Raw genomic sequence first — 13849 nt, 5'->3', positions numbered from 1 at the left:
AAGAAGATTCAGAGAAAGCAGAGAGAGAACGAGGTTTTTGGTCCTTACTGTTTCTGGCTTTGAGGAATGAAACGGGGACCATGAAACCCGGCTCGAAAGTACAGGGGGTGAAACAATGAAAATAGCGTTAAGCGGAGAGATTAGAAAGGACCGTATTAGTTGTAGTGTTGTACTTCCACCCTTCATAGATAAACCGGATAGTCTCATGGAGTTTCCCCAGGATAGTCGCCAGGAGGTGGCGTGATGAAAAAGATTTATAGAGGTTCGAGAGAGATTTTCATAGATGGAATAGTTGAAAGACAGAAAGTCGAGATCGAAAGCAAGTTCAGCAGGCCCCATTATCTTTGATGGAGGTGCGTAATGGCCGACGCGCTTTTCGCGAATAACGTGGTTAAACTTTTCAAGAAAAACAAGAAAGAGATCAAGGCGCTCAAGGGAGTAAGCTTGAGGATAAAAGAGGGAGAGATCTACGGACTATTGGGGCCGAACGGCTCGGGCAAATCGACGTTCATCAGGATCGCTTCGACTCTTTTGATACCCGACAGGGGCAGCGTGTCCGTCTTCGGGCACGATGTGGAAAAAGAGGCGGGAGTCGTTCAGAAGCTCATCAACAGGGTCTCCGTCGAGGCGAGTTTTTTCAGGAAACTGTCCGCCATAGAGAATCTGGCCTTCTCGGCCGGTCTCTATGGCATTTCCAAGAGAGAAGCCATAAAGAAGATCTACTATCTTTCCGAACGTTTCGGTCTGGACGAAAAGAGATTGAAAGATCCGCTGGAAGACTTTTCGAGAGGTATGCAACAGAAAGTCGCCATCGTCAGGGCTTTCATGACCGAACCGAGGATGCTTCTTCTGGACGAACCGACCACGGGGCTCGATCCGAGAGCCAAGAGAGATGTTCAGTCACTCATAAGAGACGTGAAATTAAATATGAACACGACCATGCTCCTGACCACCCACGACATGGAAGAAGCCGAAAAGCTCTGTGATTATGTGGGAATAATTCACCTGGGTAAGATCGTCGCAGAAGGGAGGCCGCAGGAGCTGAAGAACCAGCTCAGAGGAAAGGTGGACAACCCGACCTTCGAGGATGTCTTCATGGAGCACACGGGAATGTCCCTTGAGGATGCGCAGTACCAGGAGGTAGAAACGGCATGAGTTCGCAGGCGCTTGCAAGAGAGCTTAGGGCCTCTTGGGCCTTTATAGAGAGAAACTTCAATTTCACCAAAAGATACTGGAAATGGGAACTGGTCTTTTTTGTGTACACGATAGCCAACTCCGTCACCATGGGTTTCATAGGCAAAGGCATAGAAGCCTTCTCCGGCACTAAACTGGATACGAGTTACCTTATACTGTACATGCTATTGGGATCGATTCTCTGGGGTTATCTTTCCATACTCTTCGAGATAGTTGCCGAGACCGTTGCCTGGGAGCGCTGGGAAGAGACTATAGAGTACACTTTCATGGCACCCGTGAGAAGAGCGACGCACCTGTTGAGTACCTGCGGTTACGCAATACTTTACGGGATTCTAAGGAGCGGTTTGATTCTGCTGGCGGTATCGATCTTCTTCGATCTGAATCTGGAGAAGGCCAATCTGCTTTCCGCGGTCGGCATCCTTGCGGTATCCAGTTTCTCTTTCGTCGGTCTGGGAATAGTCGCGGCCGTGTTGCCTCTGATATCGCCCGAGAAGGGAGCCCAGGTAGTCCACATATTTCAGGCGCTCCTTCTGATGTTCTCGGGGGTCTATTACGAAGTCGATGTACTGCCGCAGTGGATGCAGCAGGTAGGGAGGTTGTCTCCCGCGACATATGCCTTGAGAGGAATGAGATCGTCGATACTCGAAGGCAAGGGCATGATCGAAATGTGGGGAGATATATGGCCTTTGATCCTTCTGGGAGGGTTACTCCTTCCGTCGGGGCTGTTATTTTTCAGGAAGATGGAGGGCTGGGCCAAACGGAAGGGCGTTCTGAAGAGAAGCGGATAGCGATGAGAGGATTGATTGAGAAACCTATTGCGAAAACGTGAACTTCTCTTCAAACAGCTGGATACAGGCCTGGACGACTTTTCTGTCGAAAAGGATATCGACTCCGGCCGAAATCTCGTTCAAAGCCTTCTTGAGACCCAACGAAGACAGGTATGGCCTGTGTGAAGACATGGCTTCAACCACGTCTGCCACAGCTATTATCCTGGCCTCCAGAGTTATTTCATCTCCCTTGAGGCCATCGGGATAACCCGATCCATCCAGCCTTTCGTGGTGCTGTTTAACGATAGTGGCGATGGGCAGGTCGAAGCTCATTTCCTTCAGCAGATCGTAGCCCGTTACGGGATGCAGCTTCACTAGATCGAACTCCATCTTCGAAAGCTTTCCGGGCTTTGAGAGAATCTCGCCCGGAATCGAGATTTTGCCGATATCGTGAAGCATAGACGCGATCCTTATGAGCTGAACTCTGCTTTCTCCGAGATTCAGTCTTTCCGCTATGGCGCACGCCAGCTGGCTCACTCTCCTCTGGTGACCGGCGGTGTACGGGTCTCTAATCTCAACCATTCTCAAGAGTGTGTTGAGTAGAGTGAGCATACTCTTCCTGATGATCTCTTCGTTGTTTTTACGCTCGGTGTTGTCCCTGACGATGTCGAGTATTACTTCTTCTCCCCTGAGCATTATGAAACGTGCGCTTACCTCGACCGGAAAGATCGAACCATCCTTTTTTCTGTGTAAAGTCTCGTACTTTGCCCCGTCTTCGTAAGCGCTCAGAAGTTGCTCGTCTATAGTTGAAACACTCCCGGGAGCCGTGAAGTCGGGAATTGATAGTTTGAGCGCCTCTTCTCTGGAGTAGCCGTAGGTCTTTATCACGGCCCTGTTGACATCCAGCACTCTCAAATCGCAAGCCCTGACTATGAATATCATATCGTTGGCGTTATGGAAGATAACGCCATACTTCTTAATGTTATCCAGGTACTCCTGACTGAGAGTGATATCTCTTATATAACCCCCGATACCTGTATCGCTGTTAGCAAGCTTCACAGGAAATTTGTAAGTTTCATAGACTTTGTTTGCCGTTCTCTCCTTGGTTACGATAAGACGGTTGTGTTCTACGGCCTTCATGTCGCTTTCACGGCACTTGCTGGCCACTTCGTACTGCATCAACTCGAAATCGGTCTTTCCAATTATTTCATCGATACTCTTTTTAAAATATTTCGAGAGAGCCCTGTTGGCGATAAGATATTTGAACTCTTTATCCTTTAAAAAGACCATATCCGGTGTTGATTCTATGAACACCATGTGTTCGTGCTGAAGACGATGGTATTTACCGAGGTTTTTGAGCCAGCGTTCGATATCCACTTCGTTTCTGCCGATGTTTTTGTAGAATTCCGGAGGGAGATAGTAGAAGTTGTCAAATAGCCCGTCGTCATGAACTACCAGGGGATGTGTCTCTATGGCACCCTTGATGATGCTCCGATTGAAAAGACGCATATCGTACTGGCAGATGGCCACACACCGGTTCGAAGGGAAGAATTCGCTGTTCAGCAGATCTTCATACTCTATAAGCCTGTCGAGAGCTCCTCCGTCCTCGAGGACCCAGCTCATCTCTCCTGAGGCTCTCAACCCGGAATAACCCTGGTCGAGCGCCTTTTGCGTTTCAAGCCTCAAAAATTCGATCATATTTTCCGGATCGAAAAAACCTTCTCTCACACACGATTGACTCTTATCGAGAAAGAGTATCTGTCCTCTGTCGATTATCCTTTTACAATCAACCTTTATCTTTTCCAGATAACTGCATATATCCTCTACCTTGTGGGCATGTGTGATATACAGGCATTTCTCTCCGTTTTTAAGCCCGTTGTTCAAAAAAGGGATGATCGTGTCGTACCACTGGCCCTCCGTCTCGTAAAGGAGACATGCATGATCGTGATGTCTGAGCTCTTCACCAGTATCTGTCATATCCGGATCGAGACTCATCGACGGTAACTCCCTTCATCGCTGTCGGAAAACTTGACAGTCGGCCCGACCGATGATAGAATCTACTGTACGGATGCGTAGCTCAGCGGAAGAGCGCTTCCTTCACACGGAAGAGGCCACAGGTTCGATCCCTGTCGCATCCACCAGCGAGGAAGGGGTCAGGCCGACTCCTTTTTTTCCTTTTCTTTTTTCTTCTCTGGCTTTTTGGACTTTTTTGGCTGTTCCGGCTTTTTGATAAACTTGATATCGTACGTCGTGGGAACCGGCCATGTGAAACCTACCGACACTTCTTTCTTGAGAGTTTTCAGGAGATTCTTCTGGGTTTCCGGGGTGAGTATCCCAGACATATTCTGATAAACCTGCACCGAAGCTCCATTTATCGTCTGATCCTGGAAACCGCGCGTCAGATCTTTGAGCAGCCTCTGATAAACGGCCCGCGGCGATTCTATCCTTCCCGTTCCTTTGCAGACAGGGCAGGAAGAGTAAAGTTTGGAACCGATCGCGGCGGTAGATCTTTTTCTGGTCATCTCGAGAAGACCGAGTCTGGTGAAACCCATGATCATGGTACGGGCCTTGTCTTTCTTGAATTCGCTGCTCAGACTGGCTATGATCTTCTGCCTGTCTTCATCGGTCTTCATATCTATAAAATCGATTACCACGATACCACCGATATTTCTCAGCCGGAGCTGTCTGGCAATTTCCGACGCCGCTTCCAGGTTGGTGTTCAGAGAGGTCTCCGAGACATCGCTTCCAGAGAGGTTCCCGGCCGAGTTTACATCTATGACTGTCATGGCCTCGGTTCTGTCGATATAGATATTTCCGCCGCCGGGGAGAGCAACCGTTCTGGTATAGAGAATCTTGAGCTTCTCGTAGATGTCCTCCGTGGCGAAAGCGTCTCCTTCGACGTATCTGACTACCGGTTTAAATCCGGCCTTGAACTTGCTTATTCCGGCCACAACCTCGTGCCATAGTTCTTCTGAATCGACAACGATTTCTTTTGTACTTTCGGTGAGTCTTTCACGGAGAATGTACTCCACAAAGGAAGGTTCTTCGTAGAGAATTTTAGGTTTTCGCCCGCGCTTGAAGGTTTCATTTATCTTCTTCCAGTTTTCTCTGAGCCCTTCCAGCTCGTCTTTTATGGTCTCCTCACCGAGTCCGTAGGAGGCCGTCCTGAAGATCACACCCTCTTTGCTCTCGAGAAGCGATTTTGCCACCGTTGTTAATCTATGCCTCTCCTGGGGATCGGCGATCTTCTTCGAAATACCTATGTGTTTCGAAAATGGTGTATAGACAAGACTCCTGCCCGGTATGCTGACTTTCAAAGTTATCTGAGGTCCTTTCGAACCTATCGGGTCTTTGCTCACCTGTACGAGTACTTTGTGGTTCTTCTCGAGTTTCTGCTGGCCGGAGGCATCCTTAAACCTCAGAAAGGCGTTTCTTCCGATACCTATATTCACAAAGGCCGCTTCGAGACTGGGAACGACGTTTTCGACTTTTCCAAGGTAGATATTTCCTGTAACGCTCTCGCTATCCATGTCCTCGAAAAATATCTCTTCGAGTTGATCGGAATCCACCGAGGCGATCCTGACTTCATCCTCAACCCTGCTGAAGATGATAGTCTGAGTTCTGTTCTTGATTGTTGCCACCGCCCTTTCATTGCTTCTGAACATTGCAGATCTTCTGTATATTATAACCGAGCCCGCCAAAAAAAGACGGCCACCATATGGTGGCCGTGTCGTCATTCGTTCATCTCTATTATTCCAAGACTTCCGTTTTTTCTGGTATAGATGACATTCACTTCATCGGTGACGATGTTTCTGAAAACGAAGAAGGTGTGTCCCAGCATCTCCATCTGTAGTAGAGCCTCTTCTTCGGTCATAGGCTTGATCGTGAATCTCTTTCTCCTGGTTATCGTAGTAAACTGTTCTTCTTCTTCGAACTGGGAGGGAACAGATTCAAGGTTTTCCTTAATGCCATTCTTGTGTTTGAATCTAGTTCTCTCTTTGAATCTCTTCAGCCTTCTCTCGAAAGCGTCGGATGCCGCATCGACCACCGTGTAGAAATCGCTTCCCTTCTCCTCGACCCTGAGAACTACCCCTGGAAGATGGGCGGTAGCCTCGACATTGTAAAAGGCTCTCACCTTCGACAACCGGAGATCCATAGAGATCACTTTTTCTTCGTTCACAACTTTTGACACTTTTGAGAACCTTTTGTCGATGTAGTCTTTCATGGAATCTGTTATTGTTACGTCCTTTGAGTAGATGTTGTAATCCATGATAACCCTCCTCTCGCAGTGATGTGACTGAAGTTTTGTTGCCACTTGCACCAAAGAATCGTACGCGGTGATACCTGCTACACCTCACCGGCAAGGTTTTGAATCATCGAGTATTTACTGGAAACGGAGAAGAAACGGCCCGCTCCGATTTTGCCTCCATACTCGATCAAATGGGGAATCAACTCCGCCGGATGCACCTGGAACGAACCTAGAGTCTCGATGGGCACCCACCTGGCATCTACCAGTACCGGCGGGCCGGAATTGTCCGGATCGCTCCCAAGTGAGACGGTACCACCCGTGTAATTACAGAGGAATATCACCTCCAGCAGCTTCTCCTTTCTGAACTCCTGCAGTGCAACCACGGATAGAGGTTCTACCGAGATACCGGTCTCTTCGACAAGCTCTCTTCGAACCGCAAATAGAAGATCTTCGTTTTCTTCAACTAATCCGCCGGGGAAACACCAGAAAGGAGGTCTGTCTTGATGAGCATGACGAACAAGAAGAACTGAGTTGTCTTTCAAAACTAAGGCTCTCACGCTTACACGATGTGTACTCTTCATGGTCGCACCTCAATCATCCCTCAAAATAAGTATATCATTTATGCCCACATGATTGATGATAGAATCATAGGTAGGATTGGAGGTAATAAAATGCGCTATTCAAGGGTTAGAACGATCACGACCATGGGCCTCAAAGTGATGGATGTGCTTGTCGAACTCGATATAGATAGCAGGGCTCTGGTCCAGGACATGGATATAGTGGGACTGGGTGACACTGTGGTCAAAGAGAGTAAGAAGAGGGTTAAAAGCGCCGTGAAGAACTCTGGGATCGAACTTCCGAATGGAAGGATAACAGTCAACCTCGCTCCGAGTGATGTTAAAAAGGAGGGTTCTTACCTTGATCTTCCGATCGCGGTAGGATTATTGAAGGCCACCGCACAGATCAAACCCGATCTTTCGGATTTCATCTTCTTCGGAGAACTGGGACTCGACGGAAGTTTAAGAAAGGTCAGAGGTGTGTTGCCCATACTTCTTTCTCTGTCCAGAAAGGCCAACGGCACCAAAGTAGTCCTCCCGGCTCCAAATATGGCCGAGGCTTCAATAGTAGACAAGTTGACCATTTACACCATCGACAACCTCAACGAACTCGTCGGCTTTCTGAACGGCCAGATTCGAAAGGAGCCGGTAAACTACGAAAAGCCGGAGCTTGGAAATCTCGCCACTCCTGATATGTCGGAGATAAAGGGCCAGGAGTTCGCCAAAAGAGCCGCGGAGGTTGCGGCCGCCGGAGGTCACAACCTTCTGTTGAGAGGCTCACCCGGTTGTGGAAAGACGATGCTCGCCAGAAGAATCCCTTCGATCCTCCCGCCGCTGACGATGGACGAAGCTATAGAAACGACGATGATATACAGCGTTTCCGGTCTCCTCGGCGACAGAGGATTGATAAAAGAGCGCCCCTTCAGGTCGCCCCACCACACCGCTTCTACGACTTCCATAGTCGGAGGTGGTAACGATGCGAGGCCCGGTGAGATCAGCCTTTCTCACAACGGTGTTCTCTTCATGGACGAGTTCCCCGAATTCAGACGAGATGTCATAGAAGCTCTCAGGCAACCTCTGGAAGATGGAGTCATAACCGTAGCACGGGCCAAGCTCACGGCAACTTATCCGGCCAGATTCATGATGGTAGCGGCGCAAAACCCCTGTCCCTGTGGCTGGTACGGAGACAAGACCAGGGAATGTACATGCTCCTGGTACGAAATACAGAGATACAACAGAAAGATCTCCGGTCCCATGGAGGACAGGATAGATATATTCGTCGATATGCCCCGCCTGGATTTCGATAAATATATGGAAACCTCTATCGCTGAAAGCTCCGCCAGCGTAAGGGAGAGAGTTATCAGGGCGCGCAACAGGCAACTGGAGAGATACAGAGGAATGAATCTCTTCTCAAACAGCCAGCTTGGACACTCCCTTCTGAAGGAATACGTGAATCTCGACCCGACATCGAGGTCTTTACTGTCGGGCGCGGTGGATAAGATGAAATTGACGGCCCGGTCTATAGACAGAATACTGAAAGTTGCCCTGACCATAGCCGATCTTGAAGAAAACAAGGTACTCGCCCGGCACATCGCCGAGGCGATACAGTACAGGAAGAAAACGTGATAGGTTGTTCGTAAAACACGAGAAAAAGAGTATTCGAGAGGTTCGCTTCGCTCACGAGAAGACGAGAATCCTCTTAAGAACCGTTGTTGGTTGTACGCGGTGCGTTGTGGGCAAGGGCATCGAGTAAGAGAGGGGTCAGGCATGACGGAAAGAGAGCAAGACTGTCATCTCGTAGTTCTCTTATACTGGATTTCATCTCTTCAGTCTCTCCCTCTCTCCTTTTCTCGTGCTCTTTAACTAACAACGAAGAGCCGCTCTTCGCAGCCAGTTTTCTTTCTCTGGTACATATACCAGTCTATTGAAATCTGATAAAAAATGTTGTATTATTACAATATCCCCTCCCCCCGGGGAGTGGTTAATGTAGATCGTCTCCAGACTGGAGGTTGTTATGAAAGAGTATGTTGTAAAAGGCATGACCTGCGCGGCCTGTGTAAGGGCAGTTGAGAAGGCTGCATCGAAGGCGGAGGGGGTGTCCGGTCCGGTAGTCAGCCTCGCGACGGAAAAGCTGACATTCGAACTTTCGGGCGGCTTCGACGAGGAGAAGCTCTTCAATCTTGTGAAGAAGGCCGGTTATGAGCTCGAAGAGGTGCGCAAGGAGAGAATAGTTACACTTGAGATAGACGGCATGACCTGTGCGGCCTGCGTTTCGGCTGTGGAAAAGGCTATCGCGAAGCTAGACGGTGTGAGCGAGGTTTCCGTAAATCTGGCGGCCGAGAAGGCAACCGTCGGGTACGATCCCGATAGGCTGAGGATATCTTCAATAAAGGAGGCAATCGAAAAGGCTGGGTACCGGGCAAGTGCCTTTACAAACGCCGATTCCGAGCAGTCCAGACTTAAAAAAGAAGCCGCTATCAGGAGCTATAAACAGAAATTTCTCGTTTCGATCGTCTTCGCCCTTCCGCTCCTGATTATCGCGATGGGTCATATGATAGGATTGAAACTGCCTTCTTTCATCGATCCTCACATGAATCCCTTGAACTTCGCTCTCGCCCAGCTATTTCTCACTATCCCTATAATAATCGCCGGGAAAGATTTCTACCTCAAGGGAATTCCAAATCTCTTCAGGGGCCATCCCAATATGGATACGCTGGTAGGTCTCGGAACCGGAGCAGCCTTTATCTACGGTGTTTTTGCGACCGTACAGATAGCTTCTGGCAACCACAATTATGCCGGCGATCTCTACTTCGAATCGGCCGGAGTTATAATCGCACTAATTTCTCTGGGAAAGTACTTCGAGAACCTATCGAAAGGAAAGACTTCGGAAGCCATAAGAAAGCTGATGAATCTGGCGCCAAAGAAGGCTCTGGTGAAACGTGAAGAGAGGTTCGTCGAGATTCCTCTCGAAGAAGTCGAAGCAGGAGATGTTTTGCTGGTCAAGGCGGGTATGTCGATTCCCGTGGATGGAATCGTTATCGACGGAACCACTTCGGTAGATCAATCGATGCTGACGGGAGAATCGATACCCGTAGATATCACAGAAGGCTCGAAAGTAACCGGCGGTACGATGAACATAAACGGCGCAATAGAGATAAAGGCCTCTCGCGTGGGAAGTGACACCGTTCTATCGAAGATTATAAAGATGGTCGAAGAGGCACAAGCCTCGAAAGCTCCGATCGCACGCCTTGCAGATACGGTTAGCGGTTACTTCGTTCCCTTCGTTCTGGTGGTTGCCCTGGTCGCTTTTGTAACCTGGATCGCTCTGGGTTACGGCTTCGTCTTTTCCATGTCGATGACGATCGCCGTACTGGTTATCGCCTGCCCCTGTGCCCTTGGACTGGCAACGCCGACGGCGATAATGGTCGCAACGGGCCGTGGTGCGGGAATGGGAATACTCTTCAAGAACGGTGAGGCTCTTGAGACGACCCATAAAGTCGATGCCGTTATTTTCGACAAAACCGGCACGATCACCAGAGGGAAGCCGGAGCTGGTCAATTTCAAGGTATTGAACGGCTTCGCCGAAGAGGAGTCCATCAGATTGGTCGCAAGCATAGCCAGCAGAAGTTCCCATCCGTTGGACAGGGCGATACTCGATAGCTACGACGGCGATTTGCTGCAAGTATCGGATTTTCAGGCCGTCGCCGGAGGAGGAATAAGCGCCACAGTAAACGGCGGGAAGGTGAAGCTGGGGAATCCCGGTTTTATTGGGACCACAGGAAGCGAGGTCGATGAATTCGTTCGCTCCTTATCCGAACTCGGAAAGACGCCAGTCGTCGCGTCTTACGATGGGAAAGTAATGGCCGTTCTGGGAATCGCCGACGTAATAAAGGATTCGTCGGCCAGAGCCATAGAAAGGCTGAAAAGATCTGGTGTGGAGACCTATATGATGACCGGAGACAACGAAAGAACGGCCAGAGCCATAGCGGCACAGGTTGGTGTAGACAACGTAATCGCGGAAGTTATGCCTCAGCACAAAGCTGGGAAGGTCGGGCAATTGAAGGAGAGAGGCTTCACCGTCGCCATGGTGGGGGACGGAATAAACGATTCGCCGGCGCTTGCGGCAGCCGATGTCGGAATCGCTATAGGCTCCGGGACAGATATCGCGATAGAAGCTGCCGATGTAGTTCTCATGAAAGACGATCTCAACGACGTGGTGAACTCAATAAACCTTTCAAAGGCGACGATAAGGAATATCAAGCAGAACCTGTTCTGGGCCTTTTTCTACAACACGATAGGTATTCCCGTTGCGGCCGGGCTTTTCTATACAGCGTTAGGTCTAAGATTGAATCCCATGATAGCCGGTGCGGCCATGGCCTTCTCCAGTGTCAGTGTCGTGATGAATGCGCTCAGGCTGAAGAGGATTAAAATATAAAGGAGGAGACAGGATGAAACTGATAATCGAAGGTATGAGCTGTAACCATTGCAAGATGCGAGTGGAAAAGGCCTTGAGTTCTATCGAGGGTGTCAAAAAAGCCAGTGTCGATCTGGACGATGGATCGGCCGTTGTGGAAAGCTCCGTGGAGCTGGATAGAGAATTTCTGAGAGAAGTTATAGACGAAGCCGGATATGTCCTGAAGGGAATCGAAGATTGATATGGAGAATCATTCCCATCATAAACACGATGAGGCGCTCAAAATACTAAAGACAGCGAGGGGCCAGATAGACGGGATAATAAGAATGATAGAGGACGGGAGATACTGCATAGACATATCCACACAACTACTGGCGGTGATTTCGCTCCTTAAAAAGGCCAATACCTCTGTTGTAAACAGGCACATAGAAACCTGTGTGAGAGAGGCGGCGAAAACCGGCGAGGTAGATGAGAAGATAAAAGAACTTGAAACGCTTATGAAGTACATAGAGAAGAGCCTCTAGGCCGGTCCCGGAGGTTCTCGCTCTTCCTTCAGAAGTTCGTTAAGCTTTTCGAGAGCTTCTTTGAGATTATTTTCCGGAACGTCCCAGAGATCCTCCACCATTCTCTTCACTATCTCGTTTCTGTCTTCTACGGCTTTCAGATAGATAGAAAGCATTTCCCGTCTCTCTCTCTTCAACATTCCGAGGTTTTTCAGAGCATCCAGCGAGAGCTTCTTCTCCTCGTCTATAAGGTCCCCTATGGTCAGGACGACATCGTCCAGTTTCCACTGCACGTCGTCCAGCAAAATCGCCAGTGTTCTGCGTATCGATTCCAATCTTTCGACTTTACCTGGCATATTCAACCTCCATCAGTGATTCAAAAAACGGAGTCTCTTCGGGTTTTAATTAGCGCGATTTTCTATCGGGATGCCTCACTAGCAAACTGATCGCCGCGCCAGCGACGCTGAGTACGGCAGATACCAGATAACTGATCTCGTAACCGCCCGTGATGTCGCGCGCGATGCCTCCGAGAAGGGGACCCAGTATGCCTCCGACACCCCATGCCGTTATCATCACCCCGTAATTCACTCCCAGGTTCTTCATCCCGTAAAAATCTGCGGTGATCACCGGGAATATGGCCAGCATTCCGCCGAAGGTAAAGCCGACGAGACTCTTGCCTATCAACAGAGCGACCGGGCTGGTAAGAGCAGCGAACGAGAAATAGACGACCGCCTGTATGAGAAACATAGTCAAAAGCGTGATCGTTCTTCCGAGATAATCCGATATGGTACCCCACGTAACCCGTCCGATGAAGTTGAATATGGCGTAAACGACAACCAGCAGGAATCCGTTACTGATCGAAGCCTGTTCGAGCCCGATCTTCGACATCTGGCCTATTATGAGCAGGCCCGCGAAAGTCCCGAAGAAGAACATGGTCCAGAGAAGGTAGAACTGAACCGTCTTGACCATCTCGCGAACTTTGTAGTCCTTTGCCGTTATCTGATGGGCCCTAGCCGGTCTCCTCTTCAGTTCGATTCTCTGGAAACCGGGCGGCGGATTTGAAATGGTGAAAGAGAGCGAAAAAACGACCAGAAAGAAGATTATACCGAGAGTGATTAAAGTTGCCGGAAGCCCCAATAATCCTATAAGGGAACTGGTCAAGGGGGCGATATAAACGGGTGCGAGACCGAAACCGCTTACAACTATGCCCGATATCAAGCCTCTGTGTTCGGGGTGAAACCATTTTACGGCGGCGGGCGTGGGTGAAGCGTAACCGAAACCCATCGCCAGACCGAAGACCACGCCGAAGAATAAAGTGAGCCCCGCAACTGTGAGATTGAGTCCGGAGAGAATGAATCCCAGACCGGCCAGCACTGAAGAAATCAAAAGCACCGGTTTTGGTCCGAGCCTGTCCTGCAATTTTCCTCCCGGAACCATCGTGAGCGCGAAAACCGCGGAAGCTAGCATATAGGGGATCTGCGTCTGTGTTGCGCTCCAACCATAATTGTCTATCAAGGCTGCGGAGATGATGCTCCAGGAGTAAAGCACTCCAAGGGTTAAGTTAACTCCCAACCCACTGTAAACTACGAGCCAGGCCTTTTTTAGATCGGTCACGACAGATTTGTCCTCCTAATGAAAAGTAATGCACACCGGGCAGATCTGTTTCATAAAGTAGCACAGCTTACCCCATTTTTACAATGACCACAACGGTAGTGTTGAACAGTCAGGATCACTTTTTCTTGCTCAACAGGCTTTTGAAAGAGACAGGCACAAAATACTGAATGCAGACGATCTTCCATATTCCCTTTGATTTAATCAGGAGCGTGGAACCCTGGATTTCAACTCTCCTGAAAGCGGCGTTTCTGGCTAACTTAACTCCGCGTTTCCACAACAGAAGACACTCGCTGGATTTTTCGATACTGCTCTGCCAGAGTAAAGGTTCGTAAAGTACTCCGAAAGAGTTGAACTCAGCCCGGATTAGCCTTGAGAAGCCTTCGAAGTCTTCCGCGACGAGCCCTTCGGGACTGACATAGGTGATATCACCGCCGCAAAGTGTGGCGATGGTTTCAAGATCCCTGTTTCTGTAAGCTTCGAAGTAAGCTTCAAGAATTTCCATAGCCGACATATCTTTTCTTTCCATCAATGCACCTCGCTTGATCTCTTCA

The 13849-nt window shown here is 49.3% G+C and carries 14 protein-coding genes and 1 tRNA gene; 8 read left to right on the top strand and 7 right to left on the bottom strand.

Annotation, left to right across the window (positions count from 1 at the left end; translation table 11 throughout):
* The first annotated feature begins 115 nt into the window (after nt 1-115).
* The 3 genes from PKX57_RS04825 (at nt 116) to PKX57_RS04815 (ending at nt 1982) form a co-directional block, all read left to right on the top strand.
* A complete protein-coding gene (locus PKX57_RS04825; protein ID WP_470745538.1) occupies nt 116-244 on the top strand; it encodes a hypothetical protein in 129 nt (42 codons plus the stop codon).
* Nucleotides 245-360: 116 nt separating this feature from the next.
* The gene (locus PKX57_RS04820) at nt 361-1155 is read left to right on the top strand and encodes an ABC transporter ATP-binding protein (protein ID WP_169699031.1); all 795 of its coding nucleotides are present in this window, start codon (nt 361-363) and stop codon (nt 1153-1155) included.
* On the top strand, nt 1152-1982 hold the full coding sequence (locus PKX57_RS04815; RefSeq protein WP_169699030.1) for an ABC transporter permease: 831 nt from the start codon (nt 1152-1154) through the stop codon (nt 1980-1982). Before PKX57_RS04820 ends, PKX57_RS04815 begins: the two co-directional genes overlap by 4 nt.
* Nucleotides 1983-2006: 24 nt before the next feature.
* On the opposite strand, the gene PKX57_RS04810 is transcribed toward PKX57_RS04815, so the two are convergent.
* On the bottom strand, nt 2007-3956 hold the full coding sequence (locus tag PKX57_RS04810) for an MEDS domain-containing protein (protein WP_214049073.1): 1950 nt from the start codon (nt 3954-3956) through the stop codon (nt 2007-2009).
* Between the two features lie 71 nt (nt 3957-4027).
* On the opposite strand from PKX57_RS04810, the gene PKX57_RS04805 reads away from it, so the two are divergent.
* Nucleotides 4028-4102, top strand: a tRNA-Val gene (locus tag PKX57_RS04805).
* Nucleotides 4103-4114: 12 nt separating this feature from the next.
* Here PKX57_RS04805 and PKX57_RS04800 read toward each other — a convergent pair.
* The 3 genes from PKX57_RS04800 to PKX57_RS04790 form a co-directional block, all read right to left on the bottom strand.
* Nucleotides 4115-5626 carry an Rne/Rng family ribonuclease gene (locus PKX57_RS04800; protein ID WP_472416241.1) on the bottom strand — a complete coding sequence of 504 codons (1512 nt, stop codon included), beginning with the start codon at nt 5624-5626 and terminating at the stop codon, nt 4115-4117.
* A 68-nt stretch (nt 5627-5694) separates the two neighbouring features.
* Nucleotides 5695-6231, bottom strand: a complete 537-nt coding sequence (gene hpf / locus PKX57_RS04795) for a ribosome hibernation-promoting factor, HPF/YfiA family (protein ID WP_169699029.1) — start codon at nt 6229-6231, stop codon at nt 5695-5697.
* A gap of 77 nt (nt 6232-6308) precedes the next feature.
* Complete coding sequence (locus PKX57_RS04790; RefSeq protein WP_169699028.1) at nt 6309-6791, bottom strand: NUDIX domain-containing protein; 483 nt, start codon at nt 6789-6791, stop codon at nt 6309-6311.
* Nucleotides 6792-6881: 90 nt separating this feature from the next.
* On the opposite strand from PKX57_RS04790, the gene PKX57_RS04785 reads away from it, so the two are divergent.
* From PKX57_RS04785 to PKX57_RS04770, 4 genes are all read left to right on the top strand, one after another.
* Nucleotides 6882-8393 carry a YifB family Mg chelatase-like AAA ATPase gene (locus PKX57_RS04785; protein WP_213921360.1) on the top strand — a complete coding sequence of 504 codons (1512 nt, stop codon included), beginning with the start codon at nt 6882-6884 and terminating at the stop codon, nt 8391-8393.
* 388 nt (nt 8394-8781) lie between these two features.
* Nucleotides 8782-11202 (top strand): heavy metal translocating P-type ATPase, encoded by a 2421-nt coding sequence (locus PKX57_RS04780; RefSeq protein WP_472416239.1) that lies wholly within the window; start codon nt 8782-8784, stop codon nt 11200-11202.
* 13 nt (nt 11203-11215) lie between these two features.
* Nucleotides 11216-11422 (top strand): heavy-metal-associated domain-containing protein, encoded by a 207-nt coding sequence (locus tag PKX57_RS04775; RefSeq protein WP_169699025.1) that lies wholly within the window; start codon nt 11216-11218, stop codon nt 11420-11422.
* Nucleotide 11423: 1 nt separating this feature from the next.
* Nucleotides 11424-11705: a metal-sensing transcriptional repressor gene (locus PKX57_RS04770; RefSeq protein WP_169699024.1), complete on the top strand. Its 282-nt coding sequence runs from the start codon at nt 11424-11426 to the stop codon at nt 11703-11705.
* Here the strand turns inward: PKX57_RS04770 and PKX57_RS04765 are convergent.
* The 3 genes from PKX57_RS04765 to PKX57_RS04755 form a co-directional block, all read right to left on the bottom strand.
* The gene (locus tag PKX57_RS04765; protein WP_169699023.1) at nt 11702-12040 is read right to left on the bottom strand and encodes a hypothetical protein; all 339 of its coding nucleotides are present in this window, start codon (nt 12038-12040) and stop codon (nt 11702-11704) included. The genes PKX57_RS04770 and PKX57_RS04765 overlap by 4 nt on opposite strands.
* A 49-nt stretch (nt 12041-12089) precedes the next feature.
* A complete protein-coding gene (locus PKX57_RS04760; RefSeq protein WP_472416237.1) occupies nt 12090-13298 on the bottom strand; it encodes an L-lactate MFS transporter in 1209 nt (402 codons plus the stop codon).
* A gap of 115 nt (nt 13299-13413) precedes the next feature.
* The coding region (locus tag PKX57_RS04755; RefSeq protein WP_472416235.1) for a nuclear transport factor 2-like protein at nt 13414-13849 on the bottom strand (436 nt) is incomplete at its 5' end.

The sequence above is a fragment of the Mesotoga sp. genome (genome assembly GCF_035363035.1).
Taxonomy (GTDB): domain Bacteria; phylum Thermotogota; class Thermotogae; order Petrotogales; family Kosmotogaceae; genus Mesotoga.
Note: the sequence above shows the minus strand (reverse complement) of the source record. Positions and strands in the feature narration are given on the sequence as shown.